Origin of the sequence: Psychrobacter vallis (genome assembly GCF_904846715.1) — a bacterium.
In the GTDB taxonomy this organism is placed as follows: Bacteria; Pseudomonadota; Gammaproteobacteria; order Pseudomonadales; family Moraxellaceae; genus Psychrobacter; species Psychrobacter vallis.
Window position 1 is genome coordinate 32,673 of record NZ_CAJHBU010000022.1, and the last position, 25,592, is coordinate 58,264.

The 25,592-nt window shown below is 43.5% G+C and carries 24 protein-coding genes; 12 read left to right on the forward strand and 12 right to left on the reverse strand.

What is annotated here, in order from left to right:
• The first annotated feature begins 257 nt into the window (after positions 1 to 257).
• Positions 258 to 1,202, forward strand: coding sequence for a D-2-hydroxyacid dehydrogenase (locus JMY02_RS11940; protein ID WP_201598599.1), 945 nt, complete (start codon positions 258 to 260; stop codon positions 1,200 to 1,202).
• 237 nt (positions 1,203 to 1,439) lie between these two features.
• Here JMY02_RS11940 and JMY02_RS11945 read toward each other — a convergent pair whose 3' ends face one another.
• Both JMY02_RS11945 and JMY02_RS11950 read right to left on the reverse strand, forming a co-directional pair.
• Positions 1,440 to 3,068, reverse strand: coding sequence for a flavin-containing monooxygenase (locus tag JMY02_RS11945; protein ID WP_201598600.1), 1,629 nt, complete (start codon positions 3,066 to 3,068; stop codon positions 1,440 to 1,442).
• A gap of 94 nt (positions 3,069 to 3,162) precedes the next feature.
• Entirely contained in the window at positions 3,163 to 3,876 is a 714-nt protein-coding gene (locus JMY02_RS11950; protein WP_201598601.1) for an RluA family pseudouridine synthase, read from the reverse strand.
• A gap of 533 nt (positions 3,877 to 4,409) precedes the next feature.
• Between JMY02_RS11950 and trxA the strand changes: the two genes are divergently transcribed.
• The 3 genes from trxA (at position 4,410) to JMY02_RS11965 (ending at position 7,320) form a co-directional block, all read left to right on the forward strand.
• On the forward strand, positions 4,410 to 4,736 hold the full coding sequence (gene trxA / locus JMY02_RS11955; protein ID WP_021812773.1) for a thioredoxin: 327 nt from the start codon (positions 4,410 to 4,412) through the stop codon (positions 4,734 to 4,736).
• Between the two features lie 538 nt (positions 4,737 to 5,274).
• Positions 5,275 to 6,543: a transcription termination factor Rho gene (gene rho, locus JMY02_RS11960; protein ID WP_131657414.1), complete on the forward strand. Its 1,269-nt coding sequence runs from the start codon at positions 5,275 to 5,277 to the stop codon at positions 6,541 to 6,543.
• A gap of 540 nt (positions 6,544 to 7,083) precedes the next feature.
• Positions 7,084 to 7,320: a glycine zipper 2TM domain-containing protein gene (locus tag JMY02_RS11965; protein ID WP_201598604.1), complete on the forward strand. Its 237-nt coding sequence runs from the start codon at positions 7,084 to 7,086 to the stop codon at positions 7,318 to 7,320.
• Positions 7,321 to 7,551: 231 nt separating this feature from the next.
• Here the strand turns inward: JMY02_RS11965 and ypfJ are convergent, their stop codons facing one another.
• Positions 7,552 to 8,439 carry a KPN_02809 family neutral zinc metallopeptidase gene (ypfJ, locus tag JMY02_RS11970; RefSeq protein ID WP_201598606.1) on the reverse strand — a complete coding sequence of 296 codons (888 nt, stop codon included), beginning with the start codon at positions 8,437 to 8,439 and terminating at the stop codon, positions 7,552 to 7,554.
• Positions 8,440 to 8,868: 429 nt separating this feature from the next.
• Here ypfJ and JMY02_RS11975 point away from each other — a divergent pair, with 429 nt between their 5' ends.
• The gene (locus JMY02_RS11975; protein ID WP_201598608.1) at positions 8,869 to 9,240 is read left to right on the forward strand and encodes a hypothetical protein; all 372 of its coding nucleotides are present in this window, start codon (positions 8,869 to 8,871) and stop codon (positions 9,238 to 9,240) included.
• A gap of 290 nt (positions 9,241 to 9,530) precedes the next feature.
• Here the strand turns inward: JMY02_RS11975 and JMY02_RS11980 are convergent, their stop codons facing one another.
• The 5 genes from JMY02_RS11980 to rpmI all read right to left on the reverse strand — a co-directional run bounded on the left by JMY02_RS11980 (position 9,531) and on the right by rpmI (position 14,655).
• A complete protein-coding gene (locus JMY02_RS11980) occupies positions 9,531 to 9,830 on the reverse strand; it encodes an integration host factor subunit alpha (RefSeq protein WP_201598610.1) in 300 nt (99 codons plus the stop codon).
• Between the two features lie 229 nt (positions 9,831 to 10,059).
• A complete protein-coding gene (gene pheT, locus JMY02_RS11985) occupies positions 10,060 to 12,477 on the reverse strand; it encodes a phenylalanine--tRNA ligase subunit beta (RefSeq protein ID WP_201598612.1) in 2,418 nt (805 codons plus the stop codon).
• A gap of 82 nt (positions 12,478 to 12,559) precedes the next feature.
• Positions 12,560 to 13,615 (reverse strand): phenylalanine--tRNA ligase subunit alpha, encoded by a 1,056-nt coding sequence (gene pheS / locus JMY02_RS11990; protein ID WP_201598614.1) that lies wholly within the window; start codon positions 13,613 to 13,615, stop codon positions 12,560 to 12,562.
• A 335-nt stretch (positions 13,616 to 13,950) separates the two neighbouring features.
• Complete coding sequence (gene rplT, locus JMY02_RS11995) at positions 13,951 to 14,307, reverse strand: 50S ribosomal protein L20 (RefSeq protein ID WP_011281252.1); 357 nt, start codon at positions 14,305 to 14,307, stop codon at positions 13,951 to 13,953.
• Positions 14,308 to 14,457: 150 nt separating this feature from the next.
• Positions 14,458 to 14,655 carry a 50S ribosomal protein L35 gene (rpmI, locus tag JMY02_RS12000; RefSeq protein WP_011281253.1) on the reverse strand — a complete coding sequence of 66 codons (198 nt, stop codon included), beginning with the start codon at positions 14,653 to 14,655 and terminating at the stop codon, positions 14,458 to 14,460.
• 363 nt (positions 14,656 to 15,018) lie between these two features.
• On the opposite strand from rpmI, the gene hisIE reads away from it, so the two are divergent.
• The 6 genes from hisIE to JMY02_RS12030 all read left to right on the forward strand — a co-directional run bounded on the left by hisIE (position 15,019) and on the right by JMY02_RS12030 (position 20,879).
• On the forward strand, positions 15,019 to 15,867 hold the full coding sequence (gene hisIE / locus JMY02_RS12005) for a bifunctional phosphoribosyl-AMP cyclohydrolase/phosphoribosyl-ATP diphosphatase HisIE (protein ID WP_201598641.1): 849 nt from the start codon (positions 15,019 to 15,021) through the stop codon (positions 15,865 to 15,867).
• A 427-nt stretch (positions 15,868 to 16,294) separates the two neighbouring features.
• Positions 16,295 to 16,573, forward strand: a complete 279-nt coding sequence (gene tatA, locus JMY02_RS12010) for a Sec-independent protein translocase subunit TatA (protein ID WP_201598615.1) — start codon at positions 16,295 to 16,297, stop codon at positions 16,571 to 16,573.
• A 57-nt stretch (positions 16,574 to 16,630) separates the two neighbouring features.
• A complete protein-coding gene (gene tatB, locus JMY02_RS12015; RefSeq protein WP_201598616.1) occupies positions 16,631 to 17,284 on the forward strand; it encodes a Sec-independent protein translocase protein TatB in 654 nt (217 codons plus the stop codon).
• Complete coding sequence (tatC, locus tag JMY02_RS12020; RefSeq protein ID WP_201598621.1) at positions 17,281 to 18,150, forward strand: twin-arginine translocase subunit TatC; 870 nt, start codon at positions 17,281 to 17,283, stop codon at positions 18,148 to 18,150. Before tatB ends, tatC begins: the two co-directional genes overlap by 4 nt.
• 117 nt (positions 18,151 to 18,267) lie before the next feature.
• Positions 18,268 to 19,767 carry a UvrD-helicase domain-containing protein gene (locus tag JMY02_RS12025; RefSeq protein ID WP_201598623.1) on the forward strand — a complete coding sequence of 500 codons (1,500 nt, stop codon included), beginning with the start codon at positions 18,268 to 18,270 and terminating at the stop codon, positions 19,765 to 19,767.
• 89 nt (positions 19,768 to 19,856) lie between these two features.
• Positions 19,857 to 20,879 carry a tRNA dihydrouridine synthase gene (locus JMY02_RS12030; RefSeq protein WP_201598625.1) on the forward strand — a complete coding sequence of 341 codons (1,023 nt, stop codon included), beginning with the start codon at positions 19,857 to 19,859 and terminating at the stop codon, positions 20,877 to 20,879.
• Between the two features lie 50 nt (positions 20,880 to 20,929).
• Here the strand turns inward: JMY02_RS12030 and JMY02_RS12035 are convergent, their stop codons facing one another.
• Together JMY02_RS12035 and JMY02_RS12040 are read right to left on the reverse strand one after the other, a co-directional pair.
• Positions 20,930 to 21,355 carry an MAPEG family protein gene (locus JMY02_RS12035; protein WP_201598627.1) on the reverse strand — a complete coding sequence of 142 codons (426 nt, stop codon included), beginning with the start codon at positions 21,353 to 21,355 and terminating at the stop codon, positions 20,930 to 20,932.
• Positions 21,356 to 21,369: 14 nt separating this feature from the next.
• The gene (locus JMY02_RS12040; RefSeq protein ID WP_201598629.1) at positions 21,370 to 21,783 is read right to left on the reverse strand and encodes an OsmC family protein; all 414 of its coding nucleotides are present in this window, start codon (positions 21,781 to 21,783) and stop codon (positions 21,370 to 21,372) included.
• Positions 21,784 to 22,272: 489 nt separating this feature from the next.
• Here JMY02_RS12040 and JMY02_RS12045 point away from each other — a divergent pair, with 489 nt between their 5' ends.
• Positions 22,273 to 22,791 carry an RNA pyrophosphohydrolase gene (locus JMY02_RS12045; RefSeq protein ID WP_201598631.1) on the forward strand — a complete coding sequence of 173 codons (519 nt, stop codon included), beginning with the start codon at positions 22,273 to 22,275 and terminating at the stop codon, positions 22,789 to 22,791.
• A gap of 165 nt (positions 22,792 to 22,956) precedes the next feature.
• On the opposite strand, the gene JMY02_RS12050 is transcribed toward JMY02_RS12045, so the two are convergent.
• Both JMY02_RS12050 and JMY02_RS12055 read right to left on the reverse strand, forming a co-directional pair.
• Entirely contained in the window at positions 22,957 to 23,778 is an 822-nt protein-coding gene (locus JMY02_RS12050) for an NRDE family protein (protein ID WP_201598633.1), read from the reverse strand.
• A gap of 90 nt (positions 23,779 to 23,868) precedes the next feature.
• Positions 23,869 to 25,494: a DUF4139 domain-containing protein gene (locus tag JMY02_RS12055; RefSeq protein ID WP_227678506.1), complete on the reverse strand. Its 1,626-nt coding sequence runs from the start codon at positions 25,492 to 25,494 to the stop codon at positions 23,869 to 23,871.
• Between the last annotated feature and the right edge of the window lie 98 nt (positions 25,495 to 25,592).

Genomic DNA, 25,592 nt, shown 5'->3' on the forward strand with positions numbered 1-25,592 from the left:
GCATTACATCAAAAGACGTGCGCGCGATGCTGTAATATAAAACAAGCCAGCCGTTAAACCGAACCATTATATAACGTTAGCGGCTAGATGAGTGCGTTAAGTTGAATTTTCAAGAGAGGGCTTACGATAGCCATTGATATTATAAGATATTTGGCAAATTCGTTTTTGACTAAGATTCGTTTTTGACTAAGAACTTTCACGTGCTACATTAAGACGCTCATCACTCTCGACATCAAAACAATAACTAAGGATGACTCATGCAAGCGGTTTTTTTAGATAAAGGCACTTTCTCTGATGGCATTGACTTGCCAGCACCGGCAGGAGTGAGCGATTACGTCACTTATAATGACACGCCAAAAGACACTAATTTCATAATTGAACGCTGCAAGGACGCAGACATTATCATTACCAATAAGGTTCAAATTGGCGCTGATGTGATTGCAAGCTTGCCCAAACTCAAGCTGATCCAATTGACTGCCACAGGAATGAATAACGTCGATCAAGACGCTTGTGACAAGCATGATGTTACACTTTATAATGTCGCTGGTTATGCGGTCAAAAGCGTCCCTGAACACACCTTTATGCTGATGCTGATGGCGATGCGCGCAAGTATTCATTATCATCAAAAAGTCGCTGATGGCACATGGCTGGCAAATGGTAATTTTTGTTTGCTTGATATCCCGCTGATAGATTTGGAAAATAAAACGTTGGGTATCATTGGCGTGGGTACAATTGGCAAACGTGTTACCGAAATTGCCCGCGCTTTTGGCATGACCGTATTATGGGCGGAGCATCAAGGACAAACGCCGCGTAACGATAACTATACAGCATTCGATGAGGTACTCGCTCGTGCTGATGTTATCACCCTACATTGCCCATTGGACGAAAACACCCAGCATCTCATCAACAAAGACACTTTGGCAAAAATGACAAAGCAGCCACTTATCGTCAATGTCGCGCGCGGCGGTATCGTCGATAGTCAAGCCTTAACTGATGCGATCAATAGTGAGCAAATCATCGGCTATGCCAGCGACGTATTTGAACAAGAACCCATCACAAATGACGATCCTTTACTGACTCTTGCCAATCATCCACGCGTCATATTTAGTCCGCACAATGCTTGGGGCAGTAAAAGCGCGCAGGAGACCTTATGGCAAATGCTCAGCAAGCAAGTGACTGAGTTTATTGATGAGCAACCATAAAAGTTAACGACACAAGCATTAGCGACTTGGTTATAGGCAAGTGAATATAAACGAGAGTCAGCAGCACTGGGATAAATTTTGCGAAGCCTCTGTCGCCATAGGCACAGCAAGCAAGGAAAATTTGTACCAGTTCTGCATAATAGTATTCTGTAGCTGTTTGGTTCGCTATCGACTATTTTATTAACTCAGTTACTGTTCAAATTAGTTACTATTTAACTCAGTTATTGTTATTTGGTACTAGCGACTAAATTGTAGCCAGTCATCTTTTATTTTACGGTATTTGAGCATCACGCGGTCGCTGAGATAATTGTTGGTCACGTACCAAGGATAGCGATCGCCTTGCTTGGGCAGTCTATCCTTTCCTCGCGTCACATACCCTGCCGATAGTGCGCCCATGACCGTATCTGGTTGCATGTGCGCCTCAGCGTGTTCCGTCTTTGCACGCGGTAATGCCACTTGATAGCGGTGCTTGTGCATATAATCCATTAGGCGCATGACATACTGACATGCCAAGTCGATTTTTAGCGTCCATGAGGCATTGGTGTAGCCAAACAGTGCCACCATATTTGGCACGCCTTCAATCATGGTCGCCTTGTAGGTCATACGAGTCCCGATATCGACGGCATGACCATCAATATATACGGCTGCACCGCCAAGCATTTGTATCTTTAGCCCAGTCGCAGTGACAATGATATCGGCATCGAGATGTTTGCCAGATTCGAGCATAATGCCTGTCTTAGTAAAATGGCGAATCTGATCCGTCACTATGTCAGCGCGTTCACCGTGTAAGGCTTGGAATAAATCACCATCTGGCACCGCACAAAGCCTTTCATCCCAAGGATTATAATCGGGCACAAAATGCGCCACGTCCACATCGCTGCCTTTTAATTCAGTTTTAACCCCTCGTTTTAATAGTGCTTTCATGGCCTTGGGCGCAAAGACAGCCGCTCGGTAAGTACTTTGTTGCACCAACACATTGCGGACGCGCAGTAGCTTATAGGCTTGCTCTTTTGATAAAGGAGAAAACTTACCAGATAGCCAGTCCAGCGCGTAATCATCGCCCGGTATACTGGCCACATACGTGGGCGAACGTTGCAATATGGTGACATGGCGCGCGCATTGCTCGCCAGTTTCGTCTACTAATGCAGGTAGCAACGTCATCGCGGTAGCACCACTACCGATAATGACTATTTTTTTGTCCTGATAATTCAGGTTTTGCCAATGCTGTGGATGGACAATGCGACCTTGGAACGCCTCTTCTTTGTCAAAATAAGGCCGATAGCCTTGCTCATAATCGTAATAGCCAGTTGCACCCACCACGAATTTGGCGGTTAAAGTAAATACTTCACCGTTACTATGATTTTTCACCATCGCCGTCCATTGCTGAGTCATACTTGACCAAGACAGCTGCTGCACTTCATGCTGATAGCGAATATGCTCGGTAATACCAAATTCACGGGCTGTATCAGCGATATAACGTTTGATATCACTTCCTTTTGCCAACATCCTGTGGTCTAACCATGGACGAAAACTATAGCCAAAGGTCAAGGCATCCGAGTCAGAGCGAATGCCCGGATAAGTAAATAAATCCCATGTTCCGCCCAAATCTGCTCGTTTTTCTAATATCGCAAATCGTTGAGCCGTTTTTTGCTTGTGCGACTTGCTCTCGCGTTGCTTTGCTTTACTGGGTTTTTTATGACCAAACAACCCCTTGTGCTGTTGCTTTTGCAATCGACAGGCCATGCCTATACCAGCAATTCCTGCACCGATAATCAGCACTTCATAATCCGCTGGCGTATTCAGGGAAGGTTGCTTAAATTTAAGGCGATTTTTAACCGCCTTTTTGAAAGTAATAATATCAAGCATACTTTTCATCCTTGTAGTGGCATACATCCTTGTGTTTGCATAAGTGTTTTTACAGAATACATTTTTTAACAAGACCTACTCTAAAATAAGCGCATTAAAAAGGGCTAGGACTTTCCCAATCCATCCATGCGCCAAGCGTGGGATGTTTAAGGCGCAGTTGCTGGGCATGTAAATTGAGCCTTGGGGCGATAGCCAATGCCTCGCCTTCCGCATAAATCGGATCCCCAATCATCACGTGACCGACATGTACCATGTGTACCCGTAGCTGATGACTACGTCCCGTCACTGGCTTTAACATGACGCGCGTGACTGTCTGACCGTTGATTTCTTCATGCGCCAGCACTTCGTATAAGGTTAATGCATGTTTTGGCCAGTCATGATCGACGATATGGCGTGGTTTAGTTGTCGGCTCGTAACGTACTGGCACGGATATCTCACCCGTTGCGCCCACGTTTTCCCACTTGCCAAAGACACGTGCTTGGTATCTTTTTTGGGGCAATCTCTCAATAAACTGCTTACTGATATGGGTTTGTGCCGCGGCGTTTTTTGCAAAAATCAGCAATCCCGACGTATCCATATCAAGGCGATGAATCAGCTTGACCGCTGGATTGGCGCGCTCAAGTCGAGCCAGCAAACTCACCTTCAATGTTTTACCATCGACACTCAACAGTCCTGCGGGCTTGTCGACTACCCAAATATCGTCGTCTTCATAGACGGTAATGTCTTGCGCAAATGCTCGAAAAAATTCAAACGGATAAGCATTTTCTTGGGCGTTGAGGATAAGGGTTTCTTCATCAGTAAAAGGCATAAAACGGACTACTTATATAGTGGGCTATTTATATGAGTGAACAATCCTATGAAAGTCTCACTCAATTATGAATGACAATTTGCAGTTATGAATGCAATTTGAGCCGATCAATGATTTGAAGCGATGATATAGTCATTTCAGTATAAAAATGAGTCAGCAGGACTGGAATGCTTATCTCTAAACGAGAAGTTTCGTAGCATCAAGCTGCGTAGGCACAGCAAGCCAGAAACATTTATACCAGTTCAGCGTTGGCATATAATATATCTGTTTTATGTAGAATCAACTATAGCCATCAATAAAACAAGTGACAGACAAAACATAACCTGTGTCGTTGTGTTTCGATTTATTGTGCTAATCGTAATTGTTAAACAATTTAACCGGACTGACTCTGCCAAGCGTGAGCAAACATGTTAATATAATGGCACATTTTTACCACTTCTAAACGATTCTTTAACCAGTCACTGGCCTATTATTAAACCAATATGAGCCTCGGTGACTGGTCATAGAAATAATAAAACAAGAGAGATAAAATTATGTCAGACCTTATTGTAAACACCACCGATGCAAATTTTGACCAAGACGTATTGCAATCAGACGTGCCTGTGTTGGTAGATTTTTGGGCAACTTGGTGCGGTCCTTGCAAAGCAATCGCCCCTATTTTAGAAGATCTAGCGACTGAGTACCAAGGCAAAGTTAAAATCGTCAAAGTCGATGTGGATAATAACCCACAAGCCGCCAGCCGTTTTGGTATTCGTAATATCCCAACGCTATTTGTATTCAAAGATGGCGAAAAAGTTGACTCAGTTATGGGTCTACAGCCAAAAGCTGAATTGGCCAAAGTACTAGACAAGCATCTATAAGTTGCGCTTTGCTTGCCTTCGTCAGTTTTATGCGAGCATTCTATAAAAGAAACACGATGATTAAAAAAGCCATTATCTAACGCAGATAGTGGCTTTTTTGCTTATTTTTTATGCAAAAAACGCAATTATATGAATTTTTTGGCAAAATTTATTGACAACGCCATTGTGAAGACCGTATAGTCTGCTGACAAGAGAAAACTAACGGTTTTCCTAAATGTCTTATCGCTATTCTCCTCGTGTTTATCTACAAAAACACAATCGTCGTTATAAATACCATTACTGAACGAAATGACTAAACAAAATTACTGATACTGAGTTCTTGACGCAGACTCTTATGTAGCTTTCTTTATCCTTATTTCTTATTACCTTGCATCGACTGATTGCAATTCGTACATAAGCTGACACGCAACATCCAAACTACATAATTCCTAGCTCTGTGCACGCATCCTCTATCGCCACACTATCGTTGTTTTAATCAATGTCGTGACTTGTGCTGCTAATGGCATCTCTCATCTGATCAATTGCTAATGACCTATCTATGAATCTAACTGAATTAAAGAAAAAATCAATCGCTGAGCTATTGGCCATCGCCAAAGAAATGGGTCTTGATAACATGGCGCGTAGCCGTAAACAAGACATCATCTTTGCCATTTTAAAAACCCATGCCCGTAACGGCGAAGCCATTTATGGTGACGGCGTCCTTGAGGTTCTTCCTGACGGTTTTGGTTTTTTGCGTTCATCAGAAGGCTCTTATTTGGCCGGTCCTGACGACATTTATGTCAGCCCTAGCCAAATTCGTCGCTTCAGCCTCAAAACTGGCGATAGTATTGCTGGTACGATTCGTCCACCCAAGGATTCTGAACGTTATTTTGCCTTATTAAAGGTTGGTGAGATCAACTTTGACACGCCAGATCGTTCGCGTCATAAGCTGATCTTTGAGAACTTAACGCCGCTATTTCCTACGGAACAGTTAAAGCTGGAGCTTGGGAACGGTACGACTGAAGATTTGACCGGTCGTATTATTGACCTCATCGCCCCGATTGGTAAAGGTCAGCGTTCTATCATCGTCGCACCGCCGAAAGCGGGTAAAACGATGCTGCTACAGACCATTGCTCAGTCGATTACTCGTAACAATCCCGAGTGTTATCTCATCGTGCTACTAATCGACGAGCGCCCAGAAGAAGTCACAGAGATGGTGCGTACTGTCCGCGGTGAAGTGGTTGCGTCTACCTTTGATGAGCCGCCACAGCGTCACGTACAAGTCGCCGAAATGGTTATCGAAAAAGCCAAACGTTTGGTCGAGCACAAACAAGATGTCGTCATCCTACTTGACTCTATTACTCGTCTTGCCCGTGCTTATAACACCGTTATTCCTTCTTCAGGCAAAGTGTTGACTGGTGGTTTGGATGCCAATGCTTTAGAACGTCCAAAACGTTTCTTTGGTGCGGCACGTAACGTTGAGGAAGGCGGTAGTTTGACCATTATTGCCAGTGCGCTGATTGATACGGGTAGTAAGATGGACAGCGTTATCTTTGAAGAATTTAAAGGCACAGGTAACCAAGAGATTACGCTTGAGCGCGATTTGGCAGAAAAACGTGTTTTCCCTGCGATGAATATCAAAAAATCTGGTACACGCCGCGAAGAGCGTTTGCTGGATGAAGACAAACTGCGTAAAATTTGGATTTTACGTAAATTGCTACAGCCAATGGATGGGGTTCAAGCCACTGAGTTCTTATTGGATCGCTTAAAAGAAGCGAAAACCAATGATGAGTTCTTTGAGCAAATGAAACGTAAATCACAGAACTAAGTCAAACCCGTTGCTTCTGAAGTGACTAACCAGATCTAATGAATTTACGATAAAACATAGATATTCGCAATCAAGATCGCCTGCTGGCGGTCTTTTTTTATAGCACCAAAAAAGTCATCATTAAAAGCGGTCAATTTTGTATAGTGAGTTCATGATAAAAATAAGCCAGCGGGAATGGTATGCTTATCTTTAAACGAGAAGTTTGGCAGCCTCTAGCAATAACGGCACAGCAAGCAAGAAAAATTTGTACCCGTCTCGCGTGATAATGTCGTGTATCAGTGCCATGGTTGAAGTATCAAACACGCCCTAGTATCGACTCTATGATTAATAAAAAATAACAGGAACACTTCAATATATCGACACAGTAGAGAAACATATTTTACAAGTTGTTTGCAAAGCTTAGCGCTTTTACTACGCCTAGAAACTATTAGATAGAGTACTATTGGACACAGAATACACATACCTTGCTATCAAACGTAGACGTAAGAATATCGTCTTTTAATTTTGATAAACCAATTTGATAATTTAACAGGTGATACTATGAAATTTGCTAAAACTATTGCAATGACTGCCCTTACTAGCTCTGCCCTTATTATGGGCGGCTGCTCAACTGGTGGATACAATAGCGGTGTAAGCAATACTGCCAAAGGCGCAGCAGCTGGCGCGGCGGCTGGCGCTCTTATCAGAAGTAAAGGCGACAGTAAAGACATCGCTCGTGGTGCATTAGCTGGTGCGGCTGTTGGTGGCGCTGGTGGTTATATCTTGGATAATAACTAAGTAACTATCTAGTCTTTGCAGATATTTAAATAGAGCAATCTTAAAATACCAAAAAGCTTGCAATTCACGTTGCAGGCTTTTTTAATGGCTTATATATGGTCAATTTAAAAAGATTACCGTTCTACTGGTGTGAATTTTATGAAGCCTCTGTCACGCTTGCGAACAGCCAGCGAGGAAAATTTATACCAGTAGAATATCATTAACGGATGTACCGTTTTTACGCTGGACTGACTATAATGCGCCACTAAAAGTATCACAAGATTGTATATTGCCACTTTCCAATCCGCGAGTGAACCATTGAACACGTTGCTGACTGGTTCCATGGGTAAAGTTATCAGGCACTACCGCCCCGCCACTTGCTTGTGCTAAACGATCATCACCGATTTGACTGGCGGCATTAATGGCTTCGTCGATATCCCCAGCTTCCAAGAACTGTACTCGCGCTTGATTGCGCTGCGCCCACACGCCTGCAAAACAATCTGCCTGTAACTCTTGTAACACAGATAATTTATTGGCTTCTGCACGCGTGACTTGACGACTGGCCTCACTCACTTGCTGACTGATACCCAATAATGTCTGCACATGATGACCGACTTCATGCGAGATAACATAAGCTTGAGCAAAATCACCCGCCTTACCTTGGTTATCTTGACCACCAGAGCCTTGTTCATCACCTACAATACCCAGATTCTGACGCATCTCCACAAAAAACGACGTGTCCAAATAAATAGTCTGATCGCCTGGGCAGTAGAATGGGCCTGTCGCAGAGCTAGCACTACCACAAGCTGAACTGACTTGACCATTAAAGAGAATTAATGACGGCTCTTTGTAAGTGCTGCCTGCTTCGTTGAATATTTGATGCCATACTTCTTCGGTATCGGCTAACACCACTTTCACAAATTGTGTGTCTCTATCGGTACTGGTTGCAGGTTCAGTAGATGTGCTATCCCCACCACCGGTGACTGCTTGACCCGTTTGCAGGGCGGTCATTGGATTTACGCCAAATACCAACCACAAAATACCTGCTATGATAATACCGCCGATACCACCGCCGATCATCTTGCCGCCGCCCTTACTGGTACGCACGTTAGAACTGCCTCGTCTGCCTTGCCATTTCATAATTTTATTCCTCAAACATACGATATATACTGAGACTCGTATTGACAGTTATTCATATAATATAATTGTTAGCGCAATATCACCCGATTAGCTCGTTTCATCACTATTGCACCCATACAAGTACTGTAGAAGATTGGCAATATCATAGAAACCAAACCTTAGAGCAGCCCTCTAGAGTAAGTGATGTCGTTGATTATACTTATATTAATTCATGTTTTTGTATGAGAAATTATATTAGATAGCAAAGCTAAAATAATTTTTTCATTTATATTGTTACTTAATTGTACAGACTATTTCTATTTAAATAAAAAACATATAGAATGCGTGGAAGCTGAGGAGCTGTGACTAAGATGAGTTGAATTCTGAGAAATCTCGGATTTCAACCTTTGTCGCTGCTACTGCTCATTTCATTTTCCCGGAGAAAACCTTATGAACTTAAAATTACTTGCTCTAGCTGGTATCATGACTGCAACTATGGGCCTAACTGCCTGTGACAGCAACAAAGAAAACGCTGCTGAAGATTTATCTGACGCGCAAGAAGAAGTGACTGATGCTTCACAAGAGCTAGACCAAGCTGCTACTGAAGGCGAAGTTACTGCTGACGCTGATGCTGCTGTTGCCGGTGCTGAAGCTGAAATTGCTGCTGCTCAAGCTGCCACTGCTACTGACGAAATGGACGCTGAAGTTCCTGTAGACGGTACTACTACTAGCGTAGACGCAGCTAGCGAAACTCCTGCTACTGATCCTGCTGCTGTTAACGCCGCTGATGAAGTTGTAGTTGTTGAAGAACCAGCTCAGTAATTTTATTGCTTAGTCAATAAATACACTGTAGTAAAAAAAGAGAGCTTTTGCTCTCTTTTTTTATGTTTGTCATTTACGATTTTAAATCAACTTATCCTAATCGCTAACACCATTTTCACGTTCTCAATTAAAAAGAAAAACGTGTGTCTGTATGACATTGATTAGGTCTAATCAGTTTGACACAGCTAACCATATTTTTTGAAATTAGTATTAATTCCACAAGACTATAGTAGAAATGATTTAGGCATTAATACATTTAGGCGTTGATAATACTGACACGCAAATTTATCTTAGACATCAAATAAACGCTCATCAACCTTTTGACGGAATTTTTGCCCAGTTTTGAAAGTCACCACACGACGTGCAGAAACTGCAACAGGCTCTCCTGTCTTGGGGTTGCGACCTGGACGGCTATTTTTGTCTTTTAGCTCAAAGTTACCAAAGCCTGAGAGCTTAATTTCTTTGCCATCGATCAAACTTTCTGACAACTCATCAAAAAAGTTCTCTACCAGACAACGACCTTCTTGGCGTGTTAGGTTAAGATGACTCATCAAATGCTCAATCATGTCAGATTTGGTTAAAGTGTTCACAGTACGACTCCTATGCTATGTCGTGATGTCTCATATTATGGTTTAGCGGTATGAGGGTGACTGTTGATTATTATAAAGGTTTTTTATCCTCTTTTTAACAAAGACTGCATTAAAATCCTTTATTAATAATTACTTAGCATACTCTACCGATAACAATTTCTATAAAAAGCAATGCCCTGTAAGCCAGATAAAAAGACTACAGAGCATTATGTGTTGTCAATACTAAATTTTAGCTGTCACGCAATTGCACGCCGTGCTGGTCGACCAGTGCTCGCACAACGTTATCTGTTGCAGTTTTTACCGCTTCGTCAGACAACGTTTGCGTACTGTCTTGCCATATTAATGCAAAGGCTAACGAACGCTGACCTGAGGGTACTTTGTCACCTTGATAAACATCAAACAGCCATAAATTGGTCAACAGTTTCCCAGCAGCAGCACGTATTGTCGATGTCAGTGTCTGTAAACTGATGTCGCTATCTACCAAAATAGCAATATCGCGACGTACTTGTGGAAATTTGCTTGGCGTTGCAATCGCGTGCTGCTCACGTGCAAGTGTGAGTAATGGCGCCAGTGACAGTTGAGCAACCCAAGTGGCTGGTAAGTCTAATTGTTTGGCAGTGTTAGGATGTAATTGTCCCAGCCAACCGACATATTCATCATCAATATACAATTTGGCGCTTTGCCCAGGGTGCAAAAAGGTCAGCTCACTACGCTCATAGCGGATGCGCGTGCTATCGATTTTTGCAGGTAGTAACTGCTCAATATCATGCTTTAAGTCATAAAAATCTAACGCACGGTTTTGATAGGCTTGTTCGTCCCATACATCACCAACTGCCACCAAAGCGATGCTTGGCGTTTGCACCAACTCGCTAATACTTTGTCCGACAAAGCTAAGGCCCGTCTCAAAAAAACGTACGCGCGACTGTTGGCGATTAAGATTGTATTGCACACAAGGCAATAAACTAGATAACAAAGTGCGACGCATCACTGCTAAATCGCTAGAAATAGGATTTGCCAGTGCCAATACTTCTCCTAGCGCATCATCATCCAGCAAGGCTTCTATTTTGGCATCACTAAAACTGAAGCTGATCGCTTCCATATAGCCATTATCTACCAGTGCTAGCTTCATCTCATGCGTCAAATCTGCTGTGTCGTCATAATCCATGCTCACTTGCAGGTGTGGCAAGACGCTTGGGATATTGTCGTAGCCATAGATGCGAGCAATTTCTTCGATCAAATCTTCCTTGATACTCATATCAAAACGATAAGATGGCGGCTTGCAAACAAGTGCCTCGCTTTGTTGCTCTACCTCAAAGCCCAATTGAGTTAAGATACGCACCATCTCTGCTGGGTCAATTTCAATCCCGATGACATCACGTACTTTAGCGATTGGCAACGTGATTGGCGCACGTTTTGGCAAATGCTCAAGGTTTTCGACTGCTATTATCTGACCAGCTTGACCACCCATGATGCTAGTGATTAAATTACAAGCTCGTGCCAATGCTAGTTTGGGCAACTCAAAATCGACCCCACGCTCGAAACGCTGTGAGGCATCAGTGTGTAATCCAAAACGGCGTGCACGTGCAGCAATAGCAAGTTGGTCAAAAAAGGCGCTTTCTAACAAGATGTTTGTGGTACTGTCAGTAACACTACTGCGCTGACCACCCATAATGCCTGCAAGGGCAAGCGCACCTTCATCATCAGCGATAACCAACTCGTCGCCAGTCAGCGTAATAGTTTGCTCATTAAGCAAGGTAATGGTTTCAGCTGGCTGTGCCAAACGTACCACGATATCGCCTTTGATATTATCAGCATCAAACGCATGCAATGGTTGACCTAACTCCATCAGCACATAATTGGTCACATCGACTAAGAAGTTATGCGAGCGCAGGCCCGACTGAACTAGCGCATCTTGCATCCATTTTGGGGTATCGATGCTACGATCGATATTGCTGATAGATTGTAATAAATAACGTGGGCATGCCTCGACTGCATCCACTCTCACAGTTGGCATTTCGCCATTATCAATTACTGCTGCATTGTCAGCAATGTCTGGCATTTGCACAGGTATGTCGTTAATGACTGATATTTCACGAGCAATACCACGGACGCTGAAACAATCGCCACGGTTTGGGGTGATAGAAATATCGAGTATCTGATTGTCTAAGCCTAAGTATTCACGGATATCCATGCCGATTGGTGCATCAGCTGGCAGCTCAAGCAGACCATCAATGCTATCGGTTAAATCAATTTCTGACGCACCGCAAAGCATACCGTTAGAGTCAACACCGCGCAGCTTACTTTTCTTAATTTTGAAACCTGTCTCTTTATTACTGGCATCATCACTTGGCAATACAGCGCCAACGGTGGCTACTGGCACTTTCATGCCGACCGTCACATTAGGCGCACCGCAAACAATTTGTAACAGCTCAGCATCGCCGATATTTACTTGCGTGACTCGTAACTTATCCGCATCTGGATGCTGCTCGACACTGATGACTTCACCAACGACCACACCACTAAATTCACGGGCAACCGCATAACGGTCATCAATCTCAAGCCCTGCCATGGTTAATTGTTCGGCCAGTTGCTCACTGGTATTCGTGGGGTTTACCCATTGACGTAGCCACTGTTCGCTAATTTTCATAAATATCTCGGATCAGAATTTTATAATAAAGATTTTGGAGTAAAGGTAGGCGAATTAACTTTTTATCTAAACAAGGAAAACTCTAGCCAAACTGCTTCAAAAATCGTACGTCGTTTTGGAAAAACAAGCGCAAGTCATCAATACCATAATATAGCATCGCAAAGCGCTCGATACCCATCCCAAAGGCAAAGCCTGTATATTTGTCGGCATCGATACCGCAGTTGGTCAGCACTTGTGGATGCACCATGCCGCAGCCCATGACTTCAAGCCACTTACCATTATCATCTAAGATATCGACTTCTGCAGAAGGCTCAGTAAATGGGAAAAATGACGGACGAAAACGCACGGTCAGTTCTTTGGCAAAAAACGCTTCTAAAAACTCACTGATCAAACCTTTTAACTCAGCGAACGTACTCGACTCAGTTACCATAAGCCCTTCTAGCTGATGAAACATCGGCGAATGGGTTTGATCTGAATCATTGCGATAAACACGACCGGGGCAAATAATGCGAATCGGCGGCTCATTCTTTTCCATGGTGCGAATTTGCACTGGGCTGGTATGTGTACGCAGTAAATAATGCGCATCAAAATAGAATGTATCGTGCATCGCACGTGCAGGATGGTGCGACGGGATATTGAGCGCCTCAAAGTTGTAGTAATCGCTCTCAACTTCAGGACCCGTTGCCACGTTAAATCCTGCTTGAATAAAATACTGCTGCATACGCTGGGTAATCATCGTGACTGGATGCAAGTGACCTTTTTGACCACCACGAGCAGGCAAAGTGATATCAATGCTCTCACTTGCAAGCTTGGCATTTAACTCGGCGATTTCTAGCTGCTGCTGCTGCGCCGTCAATGCCTCTTGAATACGGCTACGGACTTGATGTAACCAGCCGCCGTAAGTTTTTTTATCATCGGCATCTAGTTTTCCCATTTGCTTTGACCAGCCAGTTAGTAGGCTCTTTTTACCGGTCAATTGCACACGCAAATCTTGCAACGCACGCACATCGGTCACTTGTAGAACCAAGGCTTCAGCGGCACTGGCCAACTCATTTAGCTGAGCTTCAGTAAGCTCGCTTAGCTCTGTGGACAAGGTCGGTAGCGCCGACAAATCGGTGGTAGCGGCAGGGGTAGTCATAAGATGCATTCTTCCTGATTTAAACGGACTATTAATAATAGTGATTGGTAATTGTAGGGGTTTGTCCAAATATTGCAAACTATTTACCCAATCATTTTAAACTAAAGGCGTGTGATATGAATGGCTTGAATATTTAGACGATGATAGGCATGCTTGGATATCGATAAAGCTTTAATCTCGATCACGCTTAAAATAATTTAATATAAAAAAAGCCACCGACCAGCGGTAGCTTTTATTAATATCGTACTATTAATTAATATTATTCCTATCCATGTAGATAACTGCTTATCAATAACGACTTAAAAAGCAGCGTACCTAATTAGGAAGGTTAATATTTATGCTAGTTCCGCTTTAGCTTTTTCGACCAATGCTGTGAAAGTCGCTGCATCATGCATAGCGATGTCAGCAAGTACGCGACGATCGATTGCGATGTTAGCTTTTTTCATGCCATTGATAAAGCGGCTATAGCTTAAGCCGTTTAAGCGTGCACCAGCATTGATACGTGCAATCCAAAGACGACGGAAAGTACGTTTTTTGTTGCGACGGTCACGATAAGCATATTGACCAGCTTTGGTCACTGCCTGTACCGCTACGCGGTAAACACGTGAACGGGCACCGTAGTAGCCTTTTGCGCGTTTTAGGATTTTTTTGTGACGACGATTCGCCTGTACACCACGTTTTACACGGGCCATAAATTACTCCAAGATTTCTTTAATTACTGTTAAACGAATCACGATGTCATTGAATAATAGACATCGTTATCAGATTGCAAAGTCAGATATTTTTAATTCAGTCGCTGTTCATTAAACAACGCTTAATTAAAGGTAAATGACGATAGCCTACTAGATGTATGGGCACATACGACGAACTGCTGCTTCGTCAGACTTGTCCACCATCTTTAGACCGCGCAACTGGCGAATACGCTTAGCTGATTTCTTGGTCAAGATATGGCTTTTGAATGCTTGCTTACGCTTAAAGCCGTTCGCTGTTTTTTTGAAGCGTTTAGCTGCACCGCTTCTGGTTTTCATCTTAACTTTCATGATGATTTGCCTCTTTGTCTTTGATAGAACCTGGTCGTCAAATAGTCAATAACGGATAGTGGCTGTAAAAACAAGCACTAAACCTCTATCTGCCTCGAGGTGGGAGGCGGTATTTTAGCAGATAATGCGCTGTTTTGCCAAGGAAACTTTTCTCCTAGCCAAGTAAACAACGACTATAATCATAATCTAGCAGTAAAAGCTGTCTTATGGACTTTGCCATCAAAATTGTCATCAAGTTGCGGATTCTCTCTCAAATAGATTGAATGTCAGCTTGAGCTATGTTTAAGTATAATATGGGCGATGAGACAAGCCATGCGATCAGAACAACCTATTATTTTTACCTATAAAGAAGACGGATAAATGATGACTTTACCTACTTGGCTGACTGCCGTAAATTTTAATGCTGATGGCTTAATTCCGGCTATCGCGCAAGATCATAAGTCTGGGCGTATTTTAATGATGGCTTGGATGAACGCTGAAGCCTTACAACTGACCGCACAAACGCAGACAGCGGTTTATTTTTCGCGTTCACGCGCCAAATTATGGCATAAAGGTGAGTCATCAGGGCATACGCAGACCGTACACGATATTCGCTTGGACTGTGATGCAGATGTGATCGTTCTTAGCGTCACTCAGGCAGGTGGTATCGCCTGTCACACAGGGCGAGAGTCTTGTTTTTATCAGCGTTTAGATTTGTCTGGACAAACACCTGAGTGGCAGACGGTTGACAAGGTATTAAAAGACCCTGCTGATATTTATAGCTCAGACAAGTCAAACCATACTCACCTCCAAGCCGACGATGCGGTGGCGAATAATACGGCTGACACCGAGTCTGACACCACTCAAATTCAAACCAACACTTATTCTATGTTACAGCAGCTTGACCAAGTCTTAGCGGAACGAAAGCAAGCCGATGCTGACAGCTCTTACGTAGCCAGTTTATACGCAAAAGGTTTGAATAAAATTTTAGAAAAAGTTGGCGAGGAAAGCGTTGAGAGTATCATCGCTGCCAAAGATTTTGCCAATTGTGATGAAAGTAGAGACAAAACTCAATACGATGAGGCACGTCATGAGCTCATCTATGAAGTGGCCGATGTCTGGTTTCATACATTAGTTGGTCTAGCGTGGTTCGACATAGAGTCGGATGCCGTGTTGAACGAGCTGGGACGACGCTTTGGTCTCTCAGGTATCGATGAAAAAGCGGCTAGATAACCTAGGCTATTCAATAGTCGATACCAAGTAAAATAGATACACGACGTTATGATGCGAGACAGGAATAATTTTTTTTGCTTGCCGTGCCTTCGCAGACAGAGGCTACGAAAAATTTATCCCAGTCTCATTGACTCTCTTTTATATTGCCTTGACTATAAGTTAAGCAACTACCCTGTTTGATTATTGTTGTTTTCACCTTTTTGTCATAACTGCAGGTTATAATATAGCTCTGTTTTACCTCATATTATATGTCGATGTTTTTTGTTTAATATAGTCGCTCCAATTTAAAGAGTTATGTCAATCGTACGTTACTGTGACCGATTACTATAAACGACTCTTTTTTCTTTTGAATCGACTATAGGTAAGTTTTCTGACAAACTCAAAACATTCATATAAAGACTGAAAACCAAGTTACAAGGATACCATTATGGGCAGTTTTTCTATTACGCATTGGCTGATATTACTAGTGGTTGTCGTTGTCGTATTTGGCACCTCAAAACTTAGAAACGCTGGCAAGGACTTGGGCGGCGCTGTCAAAGGTTTCAAAGAAGCCGTCAAAGACGAAAATACAGATCATGCTAAAAAACAGGTTGTCCTTGACCACGATGGCAATGCACGAACGACAAATACAAGTCACTCAGCAAGCACCAAAGTTAGTGATATCGATATCAGCGCCACCCCTGTTGACGATAAGCACAACGTATAATACCTGCGGCACCTAGCCCTGCCACACTTAGCACTTAGATAGTGACATTCAACCATTATGTTTGATATTGGGTTCTCTGAATTACTTCTCTTTGGCGTCATTGCCTTAATTGTCTTGGGCCCAGAAAAACTGCCCCAAGCAGCGCGTACGGCTGGGCAATGGTATGCCAAAATACGCCGCACCGTCTCTACTTTGCAGTCTGAAATAGAGGCTGAGCTTGACTTGGCTGAGACACGGCAACTGATGCAAAAAGAGCTTGCCAAAATTCGTCAGACTGAGGCGGATATGAGGCGTGAGATGGCAGAGATACGCGGCAATATGAAAGAGTTTAAGCATTCGCAAAATCAGCACTTAAAGGCCACCCATACCACTCTCAATGATGATAAACATAGCGAGAGTGACATTGCTAAAGATAAAGATGAAGATACTGCTCAGGATAAACAATCACAAAATCATGAGCCGTTATCAATACAAGGTACTGAACAAGGTGATGACGAGGATGTAAAAAACGCTTCTCGTAATGATACTCGTCAAACCGTTCAACCCCTCACCACCCGACCGTGGGAAAATATGTGGTTCCGTCTTGGCGCTTATGATAAAGCCCGTCGTCTGCCCGCACCGCCGTATTTACCTAATTATAAGGCTGATGCTCTATTAAACAGTCATTTAGGTAAAGAGTTTGCTGTAAATGAACAGGTGACTGATTCATGATGTTATTCAAACGCAAAAAAAGCCGCCAAGAAAAAATCACCGATTCAGATAGTACTGATTCAGATCTCAAAGCCGCGACAGCGACCACTCCTAACGATGACTCTACCGATGTGTTAAGCACATTGGTTGACATGCCTATTACTGAGCATCTGATTGAACTGCGTCGGCACCTGATTAAGATATGTGTGGCCGTACTGGTGATATTTTTAGGTTTGGCGGGATTTTCACGCGAGCTATATAATTTCTTATCAGACCCCTTAGTTGCGCAGTTGCCCGCCAATTCGACGATGATTGCAACGGATATCACCTCAAACTTTATGGCACCGATACGTCTTACCGTGTTTGTCGCTGCATTTTTGGCAATGCCTTATATCCTTTTTCAAATATGGTCATTTGTCGCGCCCGGCTTATATAAAAAAGAGAAAAAAATTGCGATTCCAGTGCTATTGTCGTCTATATTTTTGTTTTATGCGGGGGTAGCGTTTTCTTATTTTATTGTGCTTAAAGGCGTGTTAAAGTTCTTTATCATGTTTGCCCCGCAAAACGTACTACCGATGACAGATATCGACAGTTATCTAAGCTTTGCTTTAAAATTGTTTATGGTATTTGGGTTAACGTTTGAGATTCCAGTGATCACCTTGCTATTGATATTGACTGGCATTGTCTCCATTCAGAGCCTAGAGGAAAAACGTCGTTATATTATTGTTGGCTGTTTTGCCGTGGCCGCAGTCGTCACGCCTCCCGATGGCGTATCAATGCTCATGTTGGCGATTCCGATGTGGTTGTTGTTTGAGCTCGGTTTATTTTTGGCAAAAATCTTAATTAAAGAAGAGCCCAATTCTCCCCTGGTTGAAGAGAAAGAATAAAACGCTTATTGTGACGCTTGAGCATCGCTATCATCCGCCAGCCAGCCATTGTTTATTCAGTGGCTTTTTTTACCTCAGTTGTTTTTACTCAATTTTCGTACTTTAGGTAGCTTTATTATGTCCGCATCTATGCCAACTTATATGAGCGATCCCACTGATGAGCAGCTGAACGCGCTGAATATGGCGATGGATCATCAGTCATTTAAAGTGGTCGCTTATGCAGGTGCTGGCAAAACGACAACGCTCAAACTCATCGGTGAACGCCTACGCGGACGGGGTTTGTATCTGGCTTTTAACAAAGCCATTGCCAATGATGCGCGGCAGAAATTTCCGCCGCATGTAGAGTGTCGCACCTTTCATTCGCTTGCTTATCGTCATGTTGATCGTGATATTACCGCAAAGCTGTCCTTGCCACGTTTTTCACCTAAACGTCTTGGTGATGATTTAGGATTGCAACCGGTACAAGTACGTCGGCAAATGGAGGGGGTGAATAAATATATTACGCTCACGCCAGCTCGATTATCACGTTTTGTCAGTGATGCAGTCAGCAACTTTTGTAGTACTCATGCCAGCTATCCTGCGCCAAGACACATATTGTTTCCAAGCTGGCTTGATGCGTCGGACGCAGAGCAGCTACGTGAAATGCTCTACCCTGCCGTTGAGAAGCGCTGGCTACAGTCGATTGATGCCCGTCATCCTGCTGGTATTGGTCATGATATTTATCTGAAGCTTTGGGCACTGTCTAAACCCAGTATTCCTGCAGATTTCATTTTATTTGACGAAGCGCAAGATGCCGATCCATTGATGATGGGAATTTTGACGCAGCAGCCAAGGCAGGTCATTTATGTGGGTGACGCGCATCAGCAGATTTATGAATGGCGCGGCGCGGTCAATGCGATGAAAAAATTGCCATTGCCGCAAACCTTATTGACGCAGTCTTTTCGTTTTGGTGAACCCATTGCGGAAGTGGCCAATACGCTATTGAAAGCATTACAAGAGGATGTACCCTTAAAAGGCAATCCTAATAAACAATCCTCTACTGACAAAGGCATGGTACACAGTAAAAAAGACGCCATTTTGTGCCGTACCAATGCCGCTGCCATGACGCAGCTGTTGACAGGACTGAAGCTTGGGCACCGCGTGGCACTACAAGCCGATACCGATCGTATGCTCAAATTCTGTCAGGCAGCAGAAAACTTAAAGAATGGCAAATCAGCTTACGGCGTGCCTGAGCTAGCGTATTTTTATAATTGGGGCGATGTACAAGAGTACGCTGAAACCAATGAGGGCAGTGATCTAAAGACCTTGGTTAAACTGGTTGACGATCATGGGACCAATGTATTAAGCCAAGCGGTCAATAGCCTAACCAGTATCGAAAATGCCGATTATGTTATCTCCACGGCACATAAGGCAAAAGGGCTCGAATGGGGGAAGGTACAGCTCGATGATGACTTCTATTATGATATCACTACCAACGCAGTCAAGATAAGCCCAGAAGAGTTGCGCTTGCTCTACGTTGCCTGTACACGCGCGCAAAGCAACTTAGACATTCACCATATAAAAGATTTAATATCAGGCTTGCAGACGGGGAAAAAGGTCATTTTTGGAAATTCTTAATTTTCTCATTTTGTTAGCATGAGCACATGCGCGTTGTTACCCTCTAACACCCTTTTACCACTTCAATTTCTTATGAAGATTACTGCGCCATGAATAATAATCAGCCACTTCAAGTACGCCAAAACACCATACACCAATTATTTGCTAACCCTGTCCGCCTCCTCGCTCCTATGGAAGGTTTAACCGATCCATTGATGCGCCAAATCTTAACGCAAATTGCCACAGACTTGGGTCGTCCTTATGATTGGTCGGTCAGCGAGTTTATTCGTGTGACTCAGCATGTCTTGCCCGCGCATGTATTCTACAGGTACGTCCCCGAGCTGCATCATGATGCCAAGACTACTTCTGGTACACCGATTCATGTGCAGCTTTTGGGTAGTGACGCACAGCTGATGGCAGAAAACGCCGCTTATGCGTGTGAGCTTGGCGCGCCCGCCATTGATATCAATTTTGGTTGTCCTGCTAAGACGGTGAATAGCCATCGTGGCGGCTCAGTCTTACTGGATGAGCCTGAGGTCATGTATGACATTATCAGTGCCGTACGTCGAGCCGTTCCCGACCATATTCCAGTTTCAGCAAAAATTCGCTTGGGTTATACCGACACCAGCAAGATGGATGATATTCGTGGCGCGATTGCTGATAGTGGTGCTGATTGGCTGACCATTCATGCACGCACCAAAACCCAAGGCTATAAGCCGCCAGCCTACTGGGATAAGATTCAGAATTTTAATTCGCTCGATATTCCAGTGATTGCCAATGGTGAGATTTGGAACACAGAGCAAGCACAAAATTGTATGGCACAGGCAGGTACGCAGCATTTGATGTTAGGTCGCGGCGCAGTCACGCGTCCCGATCTGGTGGCAAGAGTCGATAATGACAATAATAAAAACCTAGAAAACCTAACTACCTTATTATGGACAGATTTGATTGCTCATCAGATTAGATTTTTAGAAGGCGCAGCTAAAAGCGATGTGGTATTAATCGGTCGCTATAAGCAATGGCTAGGCATGCTAACCAAAGGCTATAGTGAGGCTCAGACACTGTGGGAAGGTATCAAACGAGAGAAAAATAAAGCAGTCATTATTAGTGCACTGCAAGCCAGTGTCCGATAATAATCAACTGCTTATCTTTTAATAAGATGACATTTATAATGTATTTGACGTTAAACGCTCACGCGAATCGCTAAATAAAATAGCATCAAACTACAAGCCATCGATAACACCCAAAGAATAGAGCGAAACGTCGCCAAGTTGGTGATGTAAGCCACGCAATAGCCGATCCGAATCAATACATACAGCCAAGCCAACGTGTTGATAATCAGTTGCGGAACAAAGAACAACATCGCCACCAAGACGGCTGCCAAAAATATTGGCAACGTCTCGTAACTGTTTTGTTGAGCAGCATTAGCACGTGCTGCCATCCCTGTCGTATGTTGAAAAAAGTCGCGAGGATGCGCATTATTTCTGATTTTAAAGCCGCCAGATACTTTTGCAACGATTGATACCGCCCATGGCAGTAAGCTTGCCACTACCATTGCCCAAATTGCTGACGCAGCTGTATCAGAGACCAATCCAAAGATTGCATTCATTAGTATCTGTGCCCCTACCCTGCAATAACTTCAAAATCATGAGTGATATTTACACCACCTTGTACCAGCATCCGACTGGCCGAGCAGTATTTTTCTGCTGATAAATGAATGGCCTTTTCAACTTGCTTATCTTTAATATCTTGACCCGTCACAATGAAGTGCATATGGATATCAGTGTATACCGCTGGTACGGTTTCAGCACGCTGTGCGGTTAGCTCACAACGTACATCTGTCACTTCTTGACGAGATTTTTGTAGAATCGACACCACATCATAACTGGCACAGCCACCAAGCCCTAACAAAATCAGTTCCATTGGGCTGGCACCCTCTCCTTTATCGGCATCGATTTGTACGTTATGTCCTGACGGTGATACGCCCATGAATGCTTTATTTTCTTGCCATGTAACGCTTGCTTTTGATTCTGACATCTTAGCTTATCCTTATATCAATGGGCACGTTGCCTATTTTTATTGTCTGAAATATATGCAGTTCGCCTAGTGTAGCATAAGCAAAAGCGAGATTTTATAACGTCCGTGTCTGATATTGTCGTCATCATGATAGCAATGAACATTAATATCCTTATTTCTCAATAATTTGCTTTTCATAAATAATATTTCATAGATGGTTTGATAAGTAGTTATCCAAATTACGTGCTAACGCCAATCTCTCTCTATCGTAATATTTTAAAAAAAACTTACAAAAGTCTAATTATAACTTACTGATTTTAAACCGTAAAACTCGTGAAACATTTTATAGCAAAATACTGTTACACATTTTGCTTGTTTCTTGGTTTAATAAGGGTAATTAATCTTATTTTTACCTGATATCGATAATAATCACCTTATAATAATTATGATTGCTGTCACGATGTCCTGTTTAAATAAGCAATATTTTAAACAAATTGAAAAGGTTTAGTCATGATAGATGCAGACGGCTTTCGCGCCAATGTCGGCATCATCTTGGCAAATACACAAGGGCAAGTACTGTGGGCAAAACGTATTGGTCACAACGCTTGGCAGTTTCCGCAAGGTGGTATCGACCGCGGGGAGACGCCGATGGATGCGATGTATCGCGAGCTCTGGGAAGAGGTCGGCCTACATCCGCGTCACGTAGACCTATTGGCAGTGACGCAAGATTGGTTGCGCTATCGTCTGCCAAAACGCTATGTGCGGCATGGACAGCACCCTTTGTGTATTGGGCAAAAACAAAAATGGTTTTTGCTACGCTTAGATGAGCCGAATACTCAACATATTCGCTTCGATGAAGGGAAACCTGAATTTGACCATTGGCAATGGGTCAGCTACTGGTATCCACTCGGACAAGTGATTCACTTTAAACGAGGCGTTTATCGTCGTGCCTTACAAGAATTGGTACGCGAACTCCCCCTAAAGCAAGAGCTAATTATTCCTGAACAAGACAATCATTTGCTGATGTAATAAGCGTCTTGATTGATAATGTCACAAATAATACCCACGTTAATTGTTAGAGATTTTAGCAATTAACGTGGGTATTTTTATGGATGTTTTTTCTCGCTTGTTGTGCTTATACAGTGAAGAGATACGACATTTATCCTAGCAACGTTGTGTTCGTTGTATAGCGACTCAAATATAGTTTGAACAGTCATCGAACTCTCGGCTCATAATTTCAGCAGTCACATGAGCGCTTTTATTACTATTTTTGCTCAATGTTAAAATACTTTGAGTACGTGTCCCATAAGTGGGAACACTGTTGTCGCTATGACCAAAAGCAACAGGTTCGATATAAACAGAAGACAGTGTTTGCTCAATCTCAAACGCCATACCCGTGTCAGGTAGTTTGTCTGCTGGCGCTTTTGTGTGATCGGATAATACGTTAAAAGCAGCTTGTTGCCAGTATTCAGGCGAGTTATTCTCAGCAATCAGTGGCAGCACTTCTTGCCGTAACCTGCCACGCAACCGTTCGGTTTTAAACCAACTGTCCTCAGGCTGGCCATTAGAGATCACATGCAGCCCTGCATATAATGGCGTGGGCGCATGACCACGATTATTCACGATAACCGCTTGTGTCGCATCGCCAACGATAAGGTTGAAACCTGCATAGGCTTGCAAATCAATGTTCCGCGCAAAATCCATCGGACTCAGAGTACTGGTCAAAAAATGCGTTACCAGCTCACCGCGCGAACGTTCATCCGAACCTGCCTGCACACCATCGCGAAAATTCAATACCGCAGCCCAACGTCCGTTTTGCTCATTAATATTCAAACGCTGCTCTTGGTAAATACCCAACCAAGTGCCACCGCTTTGACTGTCACGTCCGGCATAGATGGGGCAATCAGGCCACTGATGCAACTCTTCTGTTGGACGATTTAAAAACTCATCACGATTAGAGAGTAATACCAAAGGCAGCTCATCAAATAACTGCCAAGCAATGGCAACGATACACATAGCATTCCTTTTATAATCGTTTGTTGGGCGCGAGATTTTTGGTAAAAATAAAAATCATCACTTAAAACTGATTTTCTGAGCAAGTATCATTTATCGATCACCACTCAATACTTTATTGGTAGGGTAACTGATTTGAGACGTTGAGCGTATCACCTGTGACTGTTTACTTGGTAAGTCAAATTCCCACGCTACCATGCCTTGATTATCATTCCAATTGCGCTCCGTGACAGGCGGCGTGTGGGTGACTGCAACTTTCAGACTGTCATCGCGGCTGATGGGTTCACTACCCAATACTTGCAAGCGCACAGGACGGTTATGCTGATTGGTAAATTGATAGGCGTTGGTCGTTGTGAGGGTTTGTGTACGGCTCAGCACGCCTTTCTCACCTTGCTTGTCTTCATTAATTAGCTCTTTGACCATCATGCTTGGATCACGACCGAAGCCAATCCCCTGCTCTTTTAACATCTGATAATTGTAGCGTGACTGTCCAACGTAGTTATCATCACGGTACAGCTGTAATGAACCATCTACCCAATCTGACGTTAAAAACGGTGCAGACGCATACCAATAAGCAGCTGTCTCAACACTCGGCGTACTTCGAACCCAGAGCTTGCTGCTGCCAGACTGCTCGCCAATAACCGTACGTACTCGTCTACCACCACTGGGAATCGTCACTAGCTGCGGTAATCGATACTCAATGATGCCGTTTTTGTTTTGGCTACTGACCGTAAAGTTCGGTAGCGGTGATCCAGCAGCACCATCACTATAGCCCTCTCTTGCAGACACTAATACAACAGGCGTGTTATCCGACATCGGTGGTACATACTGAACATTTTGGTTTTCTTCATAGAGTGACAGGCGCGGCACATGAGGCAGTCGCCCTGTCGCACTTTGGTTAGGGTTAGCGGTACTGAGGGTCACAGGGACGTTGGTCCAGTTCTCGCCCGTTTGTTGGGCGATGATCGCCGATGCAGTGATATTTAGCTGCTCACTATTGGTGTTTAGGCGTGCTTGATAGGTAGGCTCCCAACCTGCGCCTTGCACCTGATAATGTAATTTAAGGGTACTTGGCGAACGGCTGGCTGTGCGTACACTCACCTGTGTCACATTATTAGAAGTTGATGTTACGCTACCTGCCATGAGCTGATTCAATGCGTCTTGTGCGCGTGCTTGACGCTGCCCGATCTCCAAAATCCTTTGGTTAAGACTGGTCGCTTGCGTCTCTATATCACGCACATTGTTGGCGATATTTCCGTCCGTATTGACCTGCGTGACTGTGGTCAAATTCTGCAAATAGGCTTTTGCTAAGCGCGCCGCTTCTAATTCAGCATTGATACTGGCTAGGGTGTTTTGCTGCGTCTGCACCTTCGCATCCCCTTGATATTGACACTGCGCTGCTTGCTCTCCTGTCAACTCTTCAATACTGATTTCACCAACATTGATATTGCCCACCGCCTGTACGCTGAGACTTTCTTTATCGATATAAGGGGAAAGACAAGAAAAAACCAGCGTCTGCTCACCGCTACCATTGATTGGTAACGCACGTGTCACGCTCGCTAGCCCTTGATAAACAGTCACTTGCTCAATACTACTGTTCGCTGCCTGAGCAGTAGTCAAGCCTAAAGCCGCCAAGCTAAATAAATTTAGCGGTATCAGCCATTTTTTAGAAGGTAAACACTGAGGTAATATTGCCACTTTTGATAACTTAGCTTGCATAATCATTCCTTAAAAATACGGTTAATCCATTAATCCATTAATCCATTAATCCATTAATCCATTAATCCATTAATCCATTAATCCATTAATCCATTAAT